This window comes from Pseudomonas sp. Pseusp10, from assembly GCF_059492225.1.
Window position 1 is genome coordinate 3,695,728 of sequence record NZ_CP168528.1, and the last position, 18,154, is coordinate 3,713,881.

The window sequence follows — 18,154 nt, forward strand, 5'->3', positions numbered from 1 at the left end:
CAGCAAGCGTCCGGCCGAGGGCTCAGAGCGCGTAGTGGGCCAGCTCGCGGGCGATCAGCAGGCGCTGGACTTCGCTGGTGCCTTCGTAGATCTGGGTAATGCGCGCATCGCGGTAGTAGCGCTCCACCGGGTAATCCTCCAGGTAGCCATAGCCCCCATGGATCTGCATGGCGCTGGAGCACACGCGCTCGGCCATTTCCGAGGCGAACAGCTTGGCCTGCGAAGCTTGCGACAGGCACGGTTGCCCGGCGCTTTTCAGGCGCGCGGCATGCAGCACCAGCAGGCGGGTAGCATTGAGCCGGGTGTGCATATCGGCGAGCAGGTTGGACACGCTCTGGTGTTCGATGATCGGCTTGCCGAACTGGATGCGTTCGCGGGCATACCCCAGCGCAGCCTCGAAGGCAGCGCGGGCGATGCCCAGGGCCTGGGCGGCGATGCCGATGCGACCGCCTTCCAGGTTGGACAGGGCAATGGCCAGGCCCTTGCCGCGCCCGCCGAGCAAATGGTCCTGTGGGATCGTGCAATTATTGAGGGTCACCGCGCAGGTATCGGAGGCCTTGATCCCCATTTTGTGTTCGCTGCGGTCGACCACGAATCCGGGATTGTCAGTCGGCACCAGGAAGGCCGACAGGCCCTTCTTGCCCAGTTCGGGATCGGTGACGGCAAAGACAATGGCCAGCCTGGCGCGCTTGCCGTTACTGACGAACTGCTTGGCGCCGTTGAGAATCCACTGGCCGTCGCGCAGTTCGGCGCGCGTGCGCAAGTTGTGTGCTTCGGTGCCGGCCTGTGGTTCGGTCAGGCAAAAGCAGCCAATGGCCTGGCCGCTGGCCAGAAGCGGCAGCCAGCTGTCCTGCTGGGAGGGGCTGCCATATCTCAGCAGCGGGCCGCAGCCCACTGAGTTGTGGATGCTCATCAATGCGCCGAGGGCGCCGTCGCCGGCCGAGATTTCTTCCACGGCCAGGGCGTAGGCCACATAGTCGGTGTAACTGCCGCCCCAGGTGTCCGGCACGACCATGCCCAGCAGGCCCAGTTCGCCCATCTGCGCCACCACGGCGTCATCGATCCAGCCGGCCTTTTCCCAGGCCTGGGCATGCGGGCCGACTTCGCTGCGGGCGAAGTCGCGCGCCATGTCGCGGATCATGCGTTGTTCTTCGGTCAATTCGATATCGTGCATTGCGAGTCTCCTGTCGATCAGGCCGTGCGAAGGGGTTTGCCAGAGGCCGGGCGAAAGTCGCTGAAGAAGGCCTGCACCCGCGCAGGTGCCAGTTCCGCCAGGGTTGGCGGGTTCCAGTGTGGAGTCTTGTCCTTGTCGATGATCAGGGCGCGCACACCCTCCATCAGGTCACCCTTGTCGAACCACTGGTAGTCCAGGTGCAGCTCCAGGGCGAAACAGTCGGCCAGGCTCAGGTATCGACCGCGTCGCAACAGCTCCAATGTCGTGGCCATTGCCAGCGGCGAGCGGCTGTCGAGCAGCTCGACCGTCTGTTCGGCCCAGTCGCGCAACTCGGGACGCTGCTCGCGCTGCAGCGCGTTGCGAATCGCCGACACATCGGGCAGGGCGAAATATTCATCGATCACCTGGCGATAAGCTTTGAGTTCCGAGCCGGCGATACGTTCGGTGGCCATGCCGGCAAGCAGGTCTTGCAAGTCTTCGTCGGGCGCACGGGTCCAGTTCATGTGATCCAGGGCGGCATCCAGCTCGGCCAGCCGCTCGCTGGGCAGATAGTAGTCGGCCAGGTTGGCATAGAGCGCGTCGGCGGCACGTACCTGGGCACCTGTGACCCCCAGGTAGATACCCAGCTCACCCGGAAGGCGCGGCAGGAAATAGCTGCCACCGACATCGGGGAAAAAACCGATGCCGACTTCCGGCATGCCCATGCGCGTGCGTTCGGTGATCACCCGCAGCGAAGCCGCCTGTGCCAGTCCCATGCCGCCACCCAGGACAAAACCATCGAGCAGCGCCAGCACCGGTTTGGAGTAACCATGCAGGTACTCGTCCAGGGCGTATTCCTCTTCGAGGAACAGCTCGTGCAGGTTGTCGCCGGCCTGGTGACTGTCGTACAGCATGCGGATGTCGCCACCGGCGCAGAAGGCTTTTTCCCCGGCGCCGCGGATGGTCACGGCAACGATCTGCGGGTCCTGTTCCCACACCCACAGGTGTCGGCAAAGCAGTGTCACCATGGGCAGATCCAGGGTGTTCAACGCGCCGGGTCGATTCAGCGTCAGGTGGCCGATGCGGTTGCGCACACTGGCCAGCACCGGGGCTTGCTGCTCGCTCATGCTGACGCTTCTCCACGGAACAGTTTAATGATGGCGGAGAAGTCCAGACCGCCATTACCCTGCAGGCTGAAGGTCTGGTACAACTGCTGGGCGGCAGCACCGAGCACCACTGGCTGGCGCGCATGTTTGGCTGCTTCGGTGGCGAGGCCGAGGTCCTTGAGCATCAGGTCGGTACCAAAGCCACCACTGTAACCACGCGAAGCCGGAGCATTTTCCAGTACGCCAGGGAACGGATTGTTGATCTCAGAGCTCCAGCAGCGACCCGTGGAAGTACCGATGACACCGGCCAGCACCTTGGCGTCCATGCCCAGAGCCACACCCAGGGCCATCGACTCGGCGACGCCGACCATGGAGATGCCGAGCAGCATATTGTTGGCGATCTTGGCAACCTGGCCGTTACCTGCGCCGCCGCAGTGCACGATGTTCCTGCCCATGGCCGAGAGGACCGGCAGGGCCTGGTCGTACACGCTGACCGGGCCGCCGACCATGAACGTCAGGGTGCCTGCCGTCGCACCGCCGGTGCCCCCGGAGACCGGTGCGTCGAGCATCGGGTTGCCTTGGGCAAGGGCGAATTTGGCCACCTCGCGGGCACTCAGCGGGTCGATGGTCGAACTGTCGATCAACAGCACGTCCTGGCCAATATTGGCCAACAGGCCGTCCTTGCCGCGATAGACCTGCTTCACGTGCTCGGCGGTTGGCAGCATGGTGATGATCACTTCAACCCCGGCCCTGGCCACGTCGGCGGGCGAGTCCGCGGCGTTGGCGCCGGCCTCGACCAGGGCGGCGACGGCCTGCGCGAAGGGATCGAAGACGGTCAGGCTGTGGCCAGCCTTGAGCAGGTTGCGGGCCATTGGGCCGCCCATGTTGCCCAGGCCAAGAAATCCGATATGCATGATGACTACCTTTTGCGTGTGGTGGCGAGGGGATAAATCCCCTCGCCACAGATCATTTGAGGGTGATGGTGGTGTTCACCGCGCCAACGACATCGTCTTCGTCGAACCAGCGCTGGGTGACCGTCTTGGTCTGGGTGTAGAAGGTCACCACTTGCTTGCCGTAAGGGCCCAGATCACCGAGCTTGGATGCGCGCGAACCGGAGAAGGAGAACAGCGGAACCGGTACTGGAATCGGCACGTTGATGCCCACCTGGCCGACGTCGATTTCTTCCTGGAAGTGACGGGCCGCAGCGCCGGAGCGGGTGAACAGGGCGGTACCGTTGCCATTGGGGTTGGCGTTGATGATCTCGATCGCCTCGCTCAGGCTGGCGGCCTGCATGACGCACAGCACCGGGCCAAAGATTTCCTCGCGGTACACCGACATCTGCGCAGTGACGTTGGAGAAGATGGTCGGGCCGACGAAATTGCCGTGCTGGTAGCCAGGCACGCTTGGGTTGCGTCCATCCAGTTCGAGCCTGGCTCCTTCTTCGATGCCGCTGGCGATCAGGCTGTTGACCCGATCCAGGGCCGCGCAGGAGATCACCGGGCCGATGTCGGTGCCAGGTTCGGTGCCGCCATTGATCTTGAGGGTTTTGGTGCGCTCGATCAGGTCCGGCAACCAGCTCTGTGCTTCACCCACCAGGATCACCACCGGCAGGGCCATGCAGCGCTGGCCGGCGGCGCCGAACGAGGCGCCCAGCAGGTTGTTCAACGTCTGCTGTTTGTTGGCATCGGGCAGGACGATGGCGTGGTTCTTCGCGCCCATCATGCACTGTGCGCGTTTGCCGTTCTGGGTGGCGCGGTTGTAGACATGGGTGCCGACCTTGGTCGAACCAACGAAGGACACGGCCTTGATGTCCGGGTGGTCACAGATCAGGTTCACCGCATCGACGCCGCCGTGGATGACGTTGAGCACCCCCTTGGGTACACCGGCCTCCAGTGCCAGTTCGACCAGGCGCATGGTCACCAGCGGATCTTGCTCGGACGGCTTGAGGACGAAGGTGTTGCCGGTGGCGATGGCCATCGGGAACATCCACAACGGGATCATCGCCGGGAAGTTGAACGGGGTGATGCCAGCACACACGCCCAGCGGCTGCATCAAGGTATAGGTGTCGACGCCATTGGCGACGTTGTTGGCCAATTCACCCATCTGCAGGTTACCGATAGAGGCGGCGTGCTCGACCACCTCCAGGCCGCGGAACACATCACCTTCGGCGTCCGGCAGGGTTTTGCCCTGTTCGGCGGTAAGCAGGGCGGCCAGATCCTTGATGTTCTCGCGGATCAGCTGCTGATACTTGAAGAAGATACGGGAGCGGGCGCCGATCGGAGTCTTGCGCCAGGTCTTGAAGGCTTCCTTGGCGCTGGCCACGGCGGCGTCCATTTCCTGCGCGGTAGCGAAGGGCACGCGAGCCAGAACTTCCTGAGTGGCCGGGTTGACCACGTCGCGCCACTGGGTGCTGCGTGACTCGACGAATTCGCCATTGATGAGGAGCTTGACGCTAGGAATGCTGGAGGAGGTCATTTTCGGTTCCTGTCTACTTTTTTTGAGTCGAGTGAGGCCCCTCGGCCTGTTTGGCCGAGCGGTCGCGCGTGAATTCAGAATGGCCGGCGTGCCGGCCCGGGGTCAGCCCTTGAGCTGTGGGAAGTCTTCTTCGAAGTACTCTTGCGAGCCGCGTGTATCACTCTGCCGGCGCTGCACTTCCATCTGTCGCAATTCCACCCGGCGGATCTTTCCGGAGATGGTCTTGGGCAGTTCGCTGACGAATTCGATGCGGCGCACCCGCTTGTAAGGCGCCAGGTGTTCACGGGCGAAGGCGAGGATATTGCCGGCCAGCTCGGCGCTCCCGGGTTCGTCGTGAGCCAGGATCAAAAACGCTTTGGGCACAGCCAGGCGCAGTGGGTCAGGGCTTGGTACCACGGCCACTTCCATCACTGCCGGATGCTCGATCAGTGCGCTTTCCAGTTCGAAGGGACTGATGCGGTAATCGGAGGCTTTGAACACGTCGTCGGCGCGGCCGACAAAGGTGACATAGCCTTCCTCGTCGATCTGCGCGGTATCGCCGGTGCGGTAGTAGCCGTCGCGCATCACTTCGGCGGTTTTCTCAGGGCTGTCCTCGTAGCACAACATCAATCCGAGCGGACGCACATCCAGCGGCAGGGCCACTTCACCCTCGTTGCCCGGCACCCCGTCGGGGTCGAGCATGGTCACCCGATAGCCCGGCAGTGGACGGCCCATGGAGCCGGGTTTGAGCGGTTGGCCGGGTGTGTTGCCGACCAGAGCGGTGGTTTCCGACTGGCCGAAGCCGTCACGCAGTGGCAAGTCCCAGGTATGCAGGATCTGCTCGATGATCTCTGGGTTCAGCGGCTCACCGGCGCCCACCAGTTCACGCAGGTTCAAGCGCGCTTTGTAACTGGCCAGGTCCTCCTGGATCAGCATGCGCCATACGGTAGGCGGGGCGCACAGGCTGGTGACGCCATAGCGCTCTAACGCGCCAAGCAGGGCCTGGGCGCTGAAACGCGCAACGTTGTGAATGAAGATGCAGGCGCCGGCGTTCCACGGTGCGAAGAGGCAGCTCCACGCATGCTTGGCCCAGCCCGGCGACGAGATGTTCAAGTGCAGGTCACCCGGCTGCAGGCCGATCCAGTACATGGTCGACAGATGGCCGACCGGGTAGCTCTGGTGACTGTGCAGCACCATCTTCGGCTTGGAGGTGGTGCCGGAGGTGAAGTACAGCAGCATTGGGTCAGTGGCCAAGGTGCAGCCCTCGACTTCGAACTGCTCGGAGTATTCGCTGGCGGCGCTGTGCGGGGTCCAGCCGGCGGGGCCCGGACCGACGCAAATGCGGCTGCAGCCTTCAGCCAGGCCGACGAACTTGTCGACATGGGCGCCGCCGACCACGAGGTGTCGAACCTGGCCGCGCTCAATGCGGTCGCGCAGATCATCTGGGGTCAACAGGGCGGTAGCGGGGATGACCACGGCGCCAAGTTTGAAGGCGGCCAGCATCGTCTCCCACAGGGCGACGTCGTTACCGAGCATCAGCAGGATGCGCTCGCCGCGGCGCACGCCAAGGGCACGCAAGTGGTTGGCCACCTGGTTGGAGCGCAAGGCCAGTTGCTCGAAGCTGTAGCGCTGTTCGCTGCCGTCTTCTTCGACGATCCACAAGGCATTGGCCTGGTTGCCTTCGGCCATCGCATCGAAGTAATCCAGTGCCCAGTTGAACTCGTTCAGCTGCGGCCAGCGGAAGTCACGCGCGGCAGTGGCGTAATCGGTACGGTGGGCCAGCAGGAAGTCTCGAGCGGCGAGGAAGGGTTGGCAGTTGCTGTTCATTGAAGTCTCCATCGATCGCGAGGGCGATCGGCGCGGTAACGGGTACGGAATGGTCAGGCGGCGAGGCGGGCGTCGCTGCGGGCAGCAATGCGTACGAGACGCGTGCAGGTACCGGATAACGGGGAGACGGCGGCAAGCATGGATGTCTTCACGGTGTATGCCCTTGTTTGTTTTTGTTGGGTCTGGCCTGGTTCATGACTAGGCGCTTGAGCCCAGTATATGCATGCAAAAATCAATTAAGAATGCTCATAAAAACCGGTGCGTTGTGCAAAAAAACCATAGGTGCGGCACGTCAGATGGGAGCTGCTCGCATCGTCAGGCAATACGAGCAACACCCGTCTTACAGGGGATTTACCAGAGCGCCAGGGTGTAGCTGAGGATCAGGCGGTTCTCATCCAGATCACTGCCGAAATTGGTCGAGCGCACCGTCGCGTTGCGCCACTTCACCCCGACATTTTTTAGTGGCCCGCTCTGTACGACATAACCAATGTCGGTATCCCGTTCCCATTCCTTGCCTTCCGGGCGATTGCCGCCCAGATCGATATTGTCGCCGGTGAGGTAGCGGGTCATGAACGTCAAACCCGGAACGCCCATGGCTGCAAAGTTGTAGTCGTAACGCGCCTGCCAGGACTTTTCGTCCTTGCTGGCGAAGTCGCCGATCTGCACGAAGTTCACCAGGAACGCATCGGTGCCGTTGATGTAGGCGAAGCCGGTGTCGCCGCTCATGCCTTGATAACCCAGGCCGAACGCATGCCCGCCGAGGTTATAGGTGAACATCGCGCCAATGGCGTTGTTATCCACATTGCTGCCGCCATCGTCGGTGGAGCGGGCGAAGCGCAGATCTGTCTTGAACGACTGGCCCGTCGTCACCGGCAACACGTAGGTCAGGTTAATCAGGTGCTGGCTGTAGAAGTTGTCGAGATGACCGTAGCTGTAGCCAGTGGTGAGGTTACTGGTCCATTTGTAGTTCAGGCTGGCGAAATCGAAGCTGTCGCTATCGACATGACGCGTCGTGATGCCCTTGGCGCCGGTTCGGGTGATGCCCATGTCCTCGTAGTCCGAGGAGTCGCGCTGATTGACCTGCGTCAGTCGCCCGGCATCCATCGTCAGGCCTTCAAGCTCCAGGGACGTCAACTGACCGCCCTCGAAGGTTTGTGGCAACAGCCGTGAATCGTTGGCCAATACCGTTGGCAGTTTCGGCTGCAGCGTGCCGAGTTTCAGCGTGCTTTTTGAGGCGCGCACTTTGGCGGTCAGGCCCAGTTCGCCGTACTCGTCCTGCGCACCTTTGCTCGTGTCGCGATGGCGCTTGAGCAGGCCGGAGCCTGCGCGATCAGGGCTGGAGTCGAGCTTGATGCCGACCAGGCCGATGGTATCGAAACCGACACCGATCAAACCGTCGGTGAAGCCCGATTCATAGCGGAGCAGGAAACCCTGGGCCCATTCGTCTTGTTTGGATTGGGCGGCGTTGGTCTGACGATAATCTCGGTTGAAGTAAAAGTTGCGCAGCTCCAGGCTGGCCTTGCTGTCTGCGAGGAAGTCCGCATGGACTTGTGTGGCCAGGCTGGTGCCCGCCAGGAACAGCGTGAAAAGGGTGGGTTTCATAGCTTGTCTCTTGTTGTTATGAGTAAGTGTCGTTACGAGCAAGCCGATCCCGCACTGACCGGGGCCAGTGGAGGGAAGGCTCGTTGAAGGTGCCCAGCGCGGGGCGGCGCAGGGCGGGGGTAAAAAAGCGCGATGCTAAGGGGCGAACTCGCGCTCGGGGCACAGGCCCCGTAAAAACTGCAGCGTCAGTGACTGCTGGCCATAGCAGCGCCCAGGCCGGTCTGGGCGCGGACGAACTGATCGGCATAAGCCGCGCGCTCACGGTCGGCGCGCTCGCTGCGGTCCAGCTTGGACGCCACCACGATGACCAGGAAGGCCAAAGGCATGGAGAACAGCGCCGGCTGGTCGTAAGGAAAAATTGCATGGGCATGGCCCAATACGCCGACCCACACCGACGGCGAGCCGACGACCAGACCCAGGGCGCTGATCAGCCCTGTCAGACCGCCGTAAAGGGCGCCTCGGGTGGTCAGGCCGTCCCAGTACATGGCCATGATCAGCACCGGAAAATTGGCAGAGGCCGCAATGCCGAACGTCAGGCCGACCAGGAACGCGATGTTCTGGCCCTCGAACAGAATGCCCAGGGAGATCGCGACAATACCCAGGCCGACAGTGGCGATACGCGATACGCGCATTTCCTGTTTCTCGTCGGCCTCACCCTTTTTCAGCACCGAGGCATAAAGGTCGTGAGAGATGGCCGAGGCGCCGGCCAGGGCCAGGCCGGACACCACGGCAAGGATGGTGGCGAAAGCCACGGCAGAGAGGAATCCGAGAAACAGGTTACCGCCCACCGCCTTAGCCAGGTGCATGGCCACCATGTTGCCGCCGCCGATCATGGCGCCGCCCACCTTGCCGTCGACAAAGTACTGCGGGTCTGTGCCGACGATGACGATGGCGGTGTAGCCCAGGATGCAAACCACCAGGAAGAAGAACCCGATAAACACCGTGGCGAACAACACCGATTTGCGCGCCTCCTTGGCATTGGGCACGGTGAAGAAACGCATGAGGATGTGTGGCAAGCCGGCGATGCCGAAGACCAGACCGAGGGACAGGGACACCGCGTTGATCGGGTCGGCCAACAAGGTGCCCGGGCCCATGATCTGCACGCCGCTGGCGTGCACCGCCACCGCTTGGGCAGCCAGTGTCTCGAAACTGAAGCCGAAGCGACTCAGGGCCATCAGCATCAGGGTCGTGCCGCCGCCCAGCAGCAGAACTGCCTTGGTGATCTGCACCCATGTGGTGGCGAGCATGCCGCCGAAGATCACATAGACCAGCATCAGCAAACCGACCACCACCACCGCCGTGCGATAGTCGAGGCCGAACAGCAGCTTGATCAACTGGCCGGCACCGACCATCTGCACCACCAGGTAGCAGCACACCACCGTCAACGAGCCGAGGGCAGCGAAGCTGCGCACGCGGGTTTGATCCAGGCGCAAGGAGACGATGTCGGCGAAGGTGTAGCGGCCCAGGTTGCGCAGGCGTTCAGCCATCAGGAAGGTGACGATGGGCCAGCCGACGAAGAAGCCAATGATGTAGATGAAGCCGTCATAACCCTTGGTGAACACCAGGCTTGAAAGGCCGAGCAACGTGGCCGCCGACATGTAGTCTCCGGCGATTGCCAGGCCATTCTGAAAACCTGTGATACCGCCGCCGGCGCTGTAGAAATCGGCAGCGGAGCGTGTACGGCGGGACGCCCACCACGTGATCAGCAAGGTGGCAAGGACGAAGACGAAGAACATGCCGATGGCATGCACGTTGAGCGGTTGCTTCTGTGCGGTGATGGTGTCGGCATTGGCCAGCAGAGGGCTGAGGGCGAGTAGGGCGGGCAGGCGTTTCATGCGCGGGTCTCCTGGAGGATCTGCGCGCTGAGCGCGTCGAAGCGAGTGTTAGCGGTGTGCACGTACCAGGCGGTCAGCAGCCAGGACAGCAGGATAATCGTCGCGCCGATCGGCATGCCGAGGCTCAGGTGACTGCCGTCGTACAGCGGCAGGTGCAGCCAGGCAGGGGCGAAGGCCACTACCATGATGAAGCTGTAATAGACGGTCAGGACCGCGCCGCTCAGTGACCAGGCCAGCAGCGCGCGCTGGCGAGTGAGGTGGTGGAACTTGGGATTGGCCCTGACCTGGTCGCAAGTCTGGGCGTTGTTCGGATGGTCAGTCGTCATGGTGAGGCTCCGCTTTTAATTGTTTTTGTTTGCCGGCCTTTTCAGGGGCGTACGGGTACCCGGGCGACGACCCGAAGCGGGACATCGCCTGAATGCTGCTGGAGTCATTGCTGCCTTGGCGATCTTCTGAAGGCGAGGGCAGGTTGAAATGCCATAGGTGTGGCGCCGAAAGGGACCCGCCGTAAGAGCCCTCGGCGGGTGCGAATGCGGCAGTGATTGCGCTGCCGCGCAGCTGCCTGTTTTCGGCTTGAAAACAGTGTTTTTGCCCTGCATTCATGCCGTCAGCCCGGTTTGAAATCGGGGCCTTTCCGGTCGAGAAACGGTGCTGGTCAAGCCAGGCTGAATGCGAGTATATGTTGGCTAATTTCCAATAAGAATTGGCGGAAAAGCCTGATGAATATGCAAAAACGCACAACGCAATCTCACGTGAATTGGGACGATATGCGTTTCTTCCTCGAGGTCGCCCGTGCTCGCACTGCCAGCGGCGCAGCACGCCGTCTGGGGGTGGACTACACCACGGTGTCGCGGCGCATTCGCGCCCTTGAGCAAAGCCTTGGCGCGCTGCTGTTCGAGAAGTCTCGTACGTCGGGCTTCGTCATGACGGTCGAAGGGCAGCGTCTGATCAGTCACGCTGAAACTCTGGAAAGTACGCTGCTGGCAGCCTGTGAGCAGGTTTCAGGAACCACCGGGGGGCTCGCCGGGCACCTGCGCATCGGCTGTACCGAAGCGTTTGGCTCCTGCTTTGTCACCACGCAGATGAGTCACTTCATCATTCACTATCCGCACATCTCAGTGGACATTTTGCCGGTCCCGCACTTCGTCAACCTGTCACGGCGGGAGGCGGACATTGCCATCACCCTGGAGCGTCCTGAGCGCGGTCCATACGTTTGCTCGCGTCTGTGCGACTATCGCTTGCGTCTGTATGCGACCCCGGAGTACTTGGCCAATCATCCGTCGATTACGAGTAGCGAGGACTTGGCGGGTCACCCGTTCGTGACCTATGTCGAGGACCTGGCCTTCAGCTTCAAACTGCTCTACCTGAATGACCTGCTGCCCGGAGCGCACAGCCGCCTGCGTAGCACTAGCGTAGTCTCCCAGTATCATGCGGCGCTGGAAGGGCGCGCGCTGGCCATCCTTCCCTGTTTTCTCGCAGGTCCCGACCCGCGCCTGTGTGAAGTGTTGCCGGACCAGGTGGAGGTTACTCGCCAGTTCTGGATGTACTACAGCGAGGACCTGCGCAAGCTCAAGCGGATCACCTTGGTAGCCGACTACCTGCGCGCTTGCGCCGAGCTCAACCAGCCGTTGCTGATGGGCGAGTCGCAAGCGATGGCGTATCTGCCTTCACCCTGAGTTGCAGCAAGGGTTAGCGGCCAATCAGCACGCACCCAACGACGCGTCGCAGTCGCCAGCGAGGACTCATTAGACTGACCACGGTGAGCTTGGATTCATGCATTCAGCGCACCTTGGCGATCAACCGCGAATTACGCGTATTACGAAAGGCCAGTTGGTCGATGGTCTGGGTCGCGTGCTCGGCTTCTTCGCGAGCCTTGAGGATCACGCCGTGTTGTGGCGACTTGCTGCACACCGGGTCGGCGTTGCTGGCATCGCCGGTGAGCATGAACGCCTGGCAGCGGCAGCCGCCGAAGTCTTTTTCTTTCTCATCACAGGAGCGGCACGGTTCGGGCATCCAGTCGTAGCCGCGGAAACGGCTGAAGCCAAATGTCGCGCACGGTGGCATCTTTGGCGAAGCAGCGCTCCAACACCTCGGTGTCAGTAATCTTTTCGGCCGCGAGGTAGCTGGCGAGCGGTTCAGGCAATTCGATTTTCATGGCGATTTCACCTCACGGATGTAAGGATTTCTTCATCCACATGTTCGCTTTCGGCCATACCCGATGGCAACGAACCCACGAAAAAGTAAGCCAGGGAAATATGAGAAAAATCTATACGCCCTCTACTGCGGCTAGCGAAGTAGAGGCAGTGTTCAAGCAACTCGAAGGACGTTGGAAGCTGGTGATCCTGTTTCACCTCTTTGGTGGCCAGGTGCAACGCTTTTCCGAGCTGGAAAAGCTAATCCCTGAGATATCCCAGAAAATGCTCGCCCAGCAGTTACGCCAGTTGGAAGCGGATGGCATCGTGCATCGCACCGCCTATCCGCAAGTACCGCCTAAGGTGGAGTACCGCATGACAGAGTGGGGGCAGGCACTTTGTCCGGTACTGGATGCACTGTTGAAATGGGCGGAACTTCGGGAGACGCTCAAGCCAGCAGGTTGAATCTTCCAAGTTTCGCGGCCCCACCTGAGAGGCTGCTTCTGGCCGATTCTGTTGAAAAAGTCGGCCATGGTTTGCGCATAAGAAAAGTACGCGTCCGAGATTGAAATCTTTACTTTTGGCAGAGTCTTCCAGACTCGGATTTCACGTAGCCGCGTGCAAAAACGACGATTTCACCAGTCAATGATCAGGCAGTTTGGGCAGAGCGACTTTTTCAACAGAATCGACCCGTAGCGGGCATTCCTCAGGTACGTAAATGCAAGTACTTGCCCCCCCAATTTCATCGCCACTGATCAGTCATTCGCGTTCGGCTTGGTCAGTACACATCGTAGTGACCAAACGTATGCGATTCGTGTCCTGACTCCTCGCGCAAGAATCGGAGTTACCCAAAATCACCTCGTAGGCAAAGTGGCTCCCAAAGCGCAGGCGCAATCCTAGCGCATCGCCACAAATGCCCCACGAGGTAACTATGACCGCCAGCATTGCTTCTGCGCAGCGATCGGCAAGAAGAGAAAAACAAAATCCGTCACCTGTGCTGACTCGTGACTTGGTTGAAAGAGGGCGCATCGAGGTGCTTGCTGCCATCGATTCTCCAAACTTGAAGCTCCTCACAGACGCCAACCGAAAAGCATCGCTGAGCAAGATGTTGTCGATACGGCCACGCGGTGATGTTTGGGTCTTCGGCTACGGATCGTTGATCTGGAATCCGGCGATTGATTCCGTGGAAAGACGTATTGCCAGAATCGACGGTTGGCCCCATTCAATTCGCTGTCAGCCAATCAGCGATGGGTAAGGTTCTTATCGGTCGTAGCCAGCGGGGCATCTGCACCATCTTTCTCGGCGAAGACGCGCAAGAACTTCGTGATCAGCTCGCGGCCGAATTTCCGAATGTTGAACTGCAAGCTGACCAAGTTTCTCTAGAACACGAACTCGATCTGGTCATCGGTTTCATCGACAAACAGATGTTCGCAGGTGTTATCAACCTCGATGTTGGCGGTACCGTTTTTCAGCAGAAAGTTTGGCAGGCGCTTTGCGACATCCCGACAGGCAAGACATGCAGCTACAGCGATGTGGCACGCGGCCTCGGTGCGCCAGAGGCAGTTCGCGCCGTAGCGGGAGCCTGTGCAGCCAATGTGCTGGCCATTGCCATTCCTTGCCATCGCGTGGTGCGTCGCGACGGTTCGATCTCCGGCTACCGCTGGGGTATCGAGCGCAAACGTTCATTGCTCAAAGATGAGTCCACCAAGCGAAGCGTGGAGTTTTCGGAGTGAATGGTAACGTGCTTTGGCATAAAGGCTCAGAGCGCAGCGAGTAACCGTTCAGGCTGCTCGATCACCTGCGCGCCGGTGATTTGGTGGGAGTCACGAAGATGCACACGCTAGGATGACAACTACCTGCCACGTCTTCCCGTATCCATAGGCCACGTCCGGGGCATTGTGGAGCAGCGCCCAACCGCAGCTGGGCGCCATTTGACTCAGCCAGTGTGGTGACTCTCGGCAAGGCCATAGACGGATGTGTCGATGCCTTCGAAGCGCGCTTTTAACTGCAGCGCCAGATACAGCGAATAATGTCGTGACTGATGCAGGTTGCCACCATGGAACCAGAGGTTTTCCTGCTGTGTTGGCTTCCACATGTTCCGCAGTTCGCCCTCGTAGGGGCCAGGATCATTCGTGGTTCCAGAACCCAAGCCCCAGCAGCGGCCGACCTTGTCAGCTACTTCCTGGGAAATCAGCTTCGCCGCCCAACCATTCATTGAGCCATAGCCCGTGGCGTAGACGATCAGATCTGCCGGTAGTCGGCTGCCATCGTTGAGTATGACGGCATCTGCTTCGATGCGTTCGACACCCAGGCCGGGTGCGCTCTTGAGCTTGATCGTGCCATTAGCGATCAGTTCGGAGGCGCCGACGTCGATGTAGTAACCAGAACCACGGCGTACGTACTTCATGAAAAGGCCAGACTCGTCGTCACCGAAATCGAGCATGAAGCCGGCCTTGGCCAAGCGCTCGTAGAAGTCCTTGTCACGCTCCTTGATCGCGTCAAAGATGGGTTGATGGAAGCTTGGCATAACCTTGTAGGGGATCGAGGCGAACAGCATGTCGGCCTTGTCCGTGGTCAACCCCGTCTCCAGGGCGTCTTCAGAGTAGAGCCCGCCGAAGACGAGATCCATTAAACTGTCGGAACGCACGATGTGGGTGCTGGAGCGTTGCACCATGGTCACCTCGGCGCCGTTCTCCACCAAGTCGGCGCAGATATCGTGAGCCGAATTGTTAGCACCGATGACCACCGCGCGCTTGCCGCGCCAGGCGTCTCCGCCGGGATGGCGGCTGGAATGATGCTGCTGGCCATTGAAAGCCTCGGCACCCGGATAACCAGGAACATTGGGTACGCCAGACATGCCGGTGGCGAGGATCAACTGGGTAGGCTGTAAAGTCACACGCTCGCCATCGCGCTGCACTTCAACTTTCCAGGTGCTACTTTGCTCGTCAAAACTGGCGCTCACGCATTCTGTACGCGGCCAATAATTGAGCTCCATGACTTTGGTGTACATTTCCAGCCAGTCGCCAATCTGGTCTTTTGGGGTGAAGACAGGCCAGTGATCGGGGAAGGGCAGGTAAGGCATATGGTCGTACCAGACAGGGTCGTGCAGGCACAGCGACTTGTAGCGACCGCGCCACTGATCGCCAGGACGCTCGGCTTTGTCGACGATCAGCGTTGGCACGCCCATTCGCTTGAGCCGCGCAGCGAGCCCCAGCCCACCCTGGCCGCCGCCCACGATCAGGCAGTAAGGTTGGGTGTTGATGCCTAGCGAAGCTTCTTCATCACGACGGCGTTCTAGCCAGTTGCGTTTGTCGGCATGGGCGTGACCATGATTGGCACCCATTGGACGACGGCGGCCGCTGGGTTCTTCAAAGCCTTTGAGCTCACGCATGGCCGTCAGCAGCGTCCAGCACAGGCCCTCCTTTAGACGCACGTAGCCTTTACCTCGCGCCACATCGGTTTCCAGGCTGATCCAACCTTCGAGCACACCGTTATTTAGCGTCGCCTCACTTTCCAGCTTCCATCGCCCAGGACGAGTCTGGTCGAGACGTGTTTCGAGCATGTCTCGGATGGCAGGCTTGCCTTCCAAGGTCACCAGGTTCCAGCTGAAAAGTAGCAGGTCACGCCAGTGACACTCTTCGGCAAACAATTCCAGTGCGCCGTCCAAATCACGTTGGGCGAGACGCTCGCCGAGGTTTTCGACCCAGGCCGCGAGTTGAGCAGTTGGCGTTTGCAGAGGTGTTTCGATAGCGATGTTCATGGAGCCTCTCCCGATCTTGTTGTTTTTGTAACAACTTGCCCTGGAGCAAGCTCCGGGCCATCTTCATGAAAGCCCCGTTGCAGAGCGGCTGCCTCAGTAGTGCTCAGGCTTTGACTCGGATCTATGTCACGATTCTGGGAACGGCGGATGACAGAGTGTCACGCGGCGCAAAGAGCGCTCGTTGCAGTCTTTTCATATAAGCTGCGAACAGCCCCGTGTCCTAACCGTAGCGGAGAACAAGAACAATGAAGCCGGCCTTGATCAACGCCCATGCACAACAAGTGCTACAAGCCGTGCAGGGCACTCCAGCCAGCCACGGCCATACCACTGAACTGGCTATCACACGGTCTTGGCGCCGTTGCCTGGATCAGCATCAGCTCGATCCCGCCAGCCGCCGCGCGCCTAATGTAGTTGAGCACCCACGCTTACAGGATCACCGCGCGCCACTGGAACACATCATCTCCGTGGCGCACTGGCAGATGAGCAGTTTGCACCAACAACTCGGGCGTGACGGCCACGTGGTGCTACTCACCGATGCTCGCGGTGTGGCGATTGACAGTGTATTCAACGAATCCGAACAAGCCGAGTTCCAGCGTTCCGGACTGTGGCTCGGTTCGGTATGGAGCGAGGATTGTGAAGGCACCAACGGTGTCGGCACCTGCTTGGTCGAGCGACAGCACGTCACCATCCGTCGTGATGAACATTTCCGTGGTAAGCACGTCGGCTTGACGTGTTCCGCCAGCCCGATATTTGATGCGAGCGGAGAATTGCTTGCCGTGCTCAATCTCTCCTCTGTGCGGGAGGAACACAGTCTTCAGCAACACTTCAAGGCAATGGCGTTGACCAACCTGTCAGCCAAGTTGATCGAGAGCTGTTTTTTCTTAGGAAATGATCCGCAGCGATACTTGCTGCGCTTCCACCCTGAGGCAGGCTTCGTTGGGCTGCTGGGTGAAGGTCTGCTCAGTTTCGACGAGAGTGCCCGTATCAGTTCAGTCAATGATGCTGCGCTGGATCTGCTGGGCCTTAGCCGTGACCAGGTGGTTGGGCAATCTCTGACGATGCTGTTGGAAACACCTATCGATCAGGTGATGAGTCAGGCCAGCTCTCAGCCGAGTGTCTGTTGGCCAATGCGGCTGGTGGACGGACGCCTGCTCTACGGACAGTTGCGAGAACCCTTACGCCAGGTGCCTTTAGTCACTCCTGCAATCCCCAAAATCAACGACATGCACGTGTGTCTGGAAGACCCGCGCCTGCAACGCGGCTTTGTTCGCGCATTGCGTGTTTTGGAGCGAGACGTTCCGGTGTTTTTACAGGGCGAAACCGGTACCGGCAAAGAAGCTTTTGCTGCGGCGCTGCATCGTGCCAGCTCCAGAGCGAGCCAGCCGTTTGTGGCGATCAATTGCGCGGCCATTCCAGAAACGCTGATCGAGAGCGAGCTGTTCGGCTATCGTGGCGGCAGCTTCACCGGTGCACGCAAGGACGGGATGATCGGTAAGCTGGAGCAAGCCCATGGCGGCATTCTATTTCTCGATGAAATCGCCGATATGCCACTGGCGTTACAGACTCGCCTGTTGCGTGTGCTGGAGGAACGTCAGGTGGTGCCGCTAGGCGGCGCGACGCCACGTCCGCTCGACGTACGCCTTATCAGTGCCAGCCACCAGGATCTGCACGCCTGTGTGGCCGAAGGGCGTTTTCGCGAAGATCTGTTTTATCGCATTGCTGGGTTCGCCGTGCAGCTCCCGCCGTTACGTGAGCGTTCAGATAAGGGCCGTTTGCTCGACCTATTGCTGCGCGAGGAAGCAGCAGGGGCCAGAGTTCGGCTGGAGGCGGGTGTCAGAGAGCGCTTGCTGGCGCAGCCTTGGCCTGGCAATGTCCGGCAGCTGCGTACGTGCCTGCGCACACTGGTAGCGTTGGCGTTGGAGGGGCGTGTCACCCTGGACGATTTAGCGGAGTTGCTGCCGGCAGTGCCAGCGACAATTGCGCTGGCCGAAAATCCGCTGGGTGTATCCGAGCGGCAGACACTGCTCACATTGATTGAGGCGGAACACTGGCATATCGCCCATGTTGCCGCCCGCCTGGGAATCAGCCGAAATACGCTCTATCGCAAACTGCGTCATCACGGTATTTCACGACCCGGCTGAGTGCAGAATGACATCGTCGCTTTTCCTGCCGCTGTGGGCTTGGACTGAGGCGATGGAGGTCGAGCAGGAGAGGGCGCTAATGCTAGAAGCAACCATGTGTTCGTGCACGACACGATGCCAGCTCCGTATGACAACATATGTGGC

General features: G+C 60.4%; 16 protein-coding genes and 1 pseudogene. 5 read left to right on the forward strand and 12 right to left on the reverse strand.

The window, feature by feature from the left end; translation table 11 throughout:
* Nucleotides 1-22: 22 nt before the first annotated feature.
* The 9 genes from ACEN8Z_RS16645 to ACEN8Z_RS16685 all read right to left on the reverse strand — a co-directional run bounded on the left by ACEN8Z_RS16645 (nt 23) and on the right by ACEN8Z_RS16685 (nt 10,580).
* On the reverse strand, nt 23-1,174 hold the full coding sequence (locus ACEN8Z_RS16645) for an acyl-CoA dehydrogenase family protein (protein ID WP_495594921.1): 1,152 nt from the start codon (nt 1,172-1,174) through the stop codon (nt 23-25).
* 17 nt (nt 1,175-1,191) lie between these two features.
* Nucleotides 1,192-2,280: an enoyl-CoA hydratase/isomerase family protein gene (locus ACEN8Z_RS16650; RefSeq protein ID WP_116263699.1), complete on the reverse strand. Its 1,089-nt coding sequence runs from the start codon at nt 2,278-2,280 to the stop codon at nt 1,192-1,194.
* Nucleotides 2,277-3,173: a 3-hydroxyisobutyrate dehydrogenase gene (mmsB, locus tag ACEN8Z_RS16655; RefSeq protein ID WP_495594922.1), complete on the reverse strand. Its 897-nt coding sequence runs from the start codon at nt 3,171-3,173 to the stop codon at nt 2,277-2,279. The genes ACEN8Z_RS16650 and mmsB overlap by 4 nt, the downstream gene beginning before the upstream one ends.
* Nucleotides 3,174-3,225: 52 nt before the next feature.
* Entirely contained in the window at nt 3,226-4,734 is a 1,509-nt protein-coding gene (locus ACEN8Z_RS16660; RefSeq protein ID WP_495594923.1) for a CoA-acylating methylmalonate-semialdehyde dehydrogenase, read from the reverse strand.
* 102 nt (nt 4,735-4,836) lie between these two features.
* A complete protein-coding gene (locus tag ACEN8Z_RS16665; protein ID WP_495594924.1) occupies nt 4,837-6,540 on the reverse strand; it encodes an AMP-binding protein in 1,704 nt (567 codons plus the stop codon).
* A gap of 351 nt (nt 6,541-6,891) precedes the next feature.
* Complete coding sequence (locus ACEN8Z_RS16670; RefSeq protein ID WP_495594925.1) at nt 6,892-8,142, reverse strand: OprD family porin; 1,251 nt, start codon at nt 8,140-8,142, stop codon at nt 6,892-6,894.
* Between the two features lie 185 nt (nt 8,143-8,327).
* Entirely contained in the window at nt 8,328-9,977 is a 1,650-nt protein-coding gene (locus ACEN8Z_RS16675; RefSeq protein WP_495594926.1) for a cation acetate symporter, read from the reverse strand.
* Entirely contained in the window at nt 9,974-10,303 is a 330-nt protein-coding gene (locus ACEN8Z_RS16680) for a DUF485 domain-containing protein (protein WP_116263693.1), read from the reverse strand. Before ACEN8Z_RS16680 ends, ACEN8Z_RS16675 begins: the two co-directional genes overlap by 4 nt.
* Nucleotides 10,293-10,580: a hypothetical protein gene (locus ACEN8Z_RS16685; protein ID WP_495594927.1), complete on the reverse strand. Its 288-nt coding sequence runs from the start codon at nt 10,578-10,580 to the stop codon at nt 10,293-10,295. Before ACEN8Z_RS16685 ends, ACEN8Z_RS16680 begins: the two co-directional genes overlap by 11 nt.
* 122 nt (nt 10,581-10,702) lie before the next feature.
* Between ACEN8Z_RS16685 and ACEN8Z_RS16690 the strand changes: the two genes are divergently transcribed.
* A complete protein-coding gene (locus ACEN8Z_RS16690; RefSeq protein WP_218570085.1) occupies nt 10,703-11,653 on the forward strand; it encodes a LysR family transcriptional regulator in 951 nt (316 codons plus the stop codon).
* Nucleotides 11,654-11,756: 103 nt separating this feature from the next.
* On the opposite strand, the pseudogene ACEN8Z_RS16695 reads toward ACEN8Z_RS16690, so the two are convergent.
* Both ACEN8Z_RS16695 and ACEN8Z_RS16700 read right to left on the reverse strand, forming a co-directional pair.
* Nucleotides 11,757-12,026 (reverse strand): annotated as a pseudogene (locus tag ACEN8Z_RS16695) (SPASM domain-containing protein); the annotation flags it as partial.
* The gene (locus ACEN8Z_RS16700) at nt 11,965-12,132 is read right to left on the reverse strand and encodes a hypothetical protein (protein WP_495594928.1); all 168 of its coding nucleotides are present in this window, start codon (nt 12,130-12,132) and stop codon (nt 11,965-11,967) included. The pseudogene ACEN8Z_RS16695 and the gene ACEN8Z_RS16700, both read right to left, overlap by 62 nt.
* A 100-nt stretch (nt 12,133-12,232) precedes the next feature.
* Here ACEN8Z_RS16700 and ACEN8Z_RS16705 point away from each other — a divergent pair, with 100 nt between their 5' ends.
* From ACEN8Z_RS16705 to ACEN8Z_RS16715, 3 genes are all read left to right on the forward strand, one after another.
* Nucleotides 12,233-12,574 carry a winged helix-turn-helix transcriptional regulator gene (locus tag ACEN8Z_RS16705; RefSeq protein WP_495598142.1) on the forward strand — a complete coding sequence of 114 codons (342 nt, stop codon included), beginning with the start codon at nt 12,233-12,235 and terminating at the stop codon, nt 12,572-12,574.
* 466 nt (nt 12,575-13,040) lie between these two features.
* Nucleotides 13,041-13,364 carry a gamma-glutamylcyclotransferase gene (locus ACEN8Z_RS16710; RefSeq protein WP_495594929.1) on the forward strand — a complete coding sequence of 108 codons (324 nt, stop codon included), beginning with the start codon at nt 13,041-13,043 and terminating at the stop codon, nt 13,362-13,364.
* Nucleotides 13,357-13,842: a methylated-DNA--[protein]-cysteine S-methyltransferase gene (locus ACEN8Z_RS16715; protein ID WP_495594930.1), complete on the forward strand. Its 486-nt coding sequence runs from the start codon at nt 13,357-13,359 to the stop codon at nt 13,840-13,842. The genes ACEN8Z_RS16710 and ACEN8Z_RS16715 overlap by 8 nt, the downstream gene beginning before the upstream one ends.
* A gap of 203 nt (nt 13,843-14,045) precedes the next feature.
* Here ACEN8Z_RS16715 and ACEN8Z_RS16720 read toward each other — a convergent pair whose 3' ends face one another.
* The gene (locus tag ACEN8Z_RS16720; protein WP_495594931.1) at nt 14,046-15,869 is read right to left on the reverse strand and encodes an NAD(P)/FAD-dependent oxidoreductase; all 1,824 of its coding nucleotides are present in this window, start codon (nt 15,867-15,869) and stop codon (nt 14,046-14,048) included.
* 245 nt (nt 15,870-16,114) lie between these two features.
* Between ACEN8Z_RS16720 and ACEN8Z_RS16725 the strand changes: the two genes are divergently transcribed.
* Nucleotides 16,115-18,010 carry a sigma-54-dependent Fis family transcriptional regulator gene (locus ACEN8Z_RS16725; protein WP_495594932.1) on the forward strand — a complete coding sequence of 632 codons (1,896 nt, stop codon included), beginning with the start codon at nt 16,115-16,117 and terminating at the stop codon, nt 18,008-18,010.
* Nucleotides 18,011-18,154 lie beyond the last annotated feature (144 nt).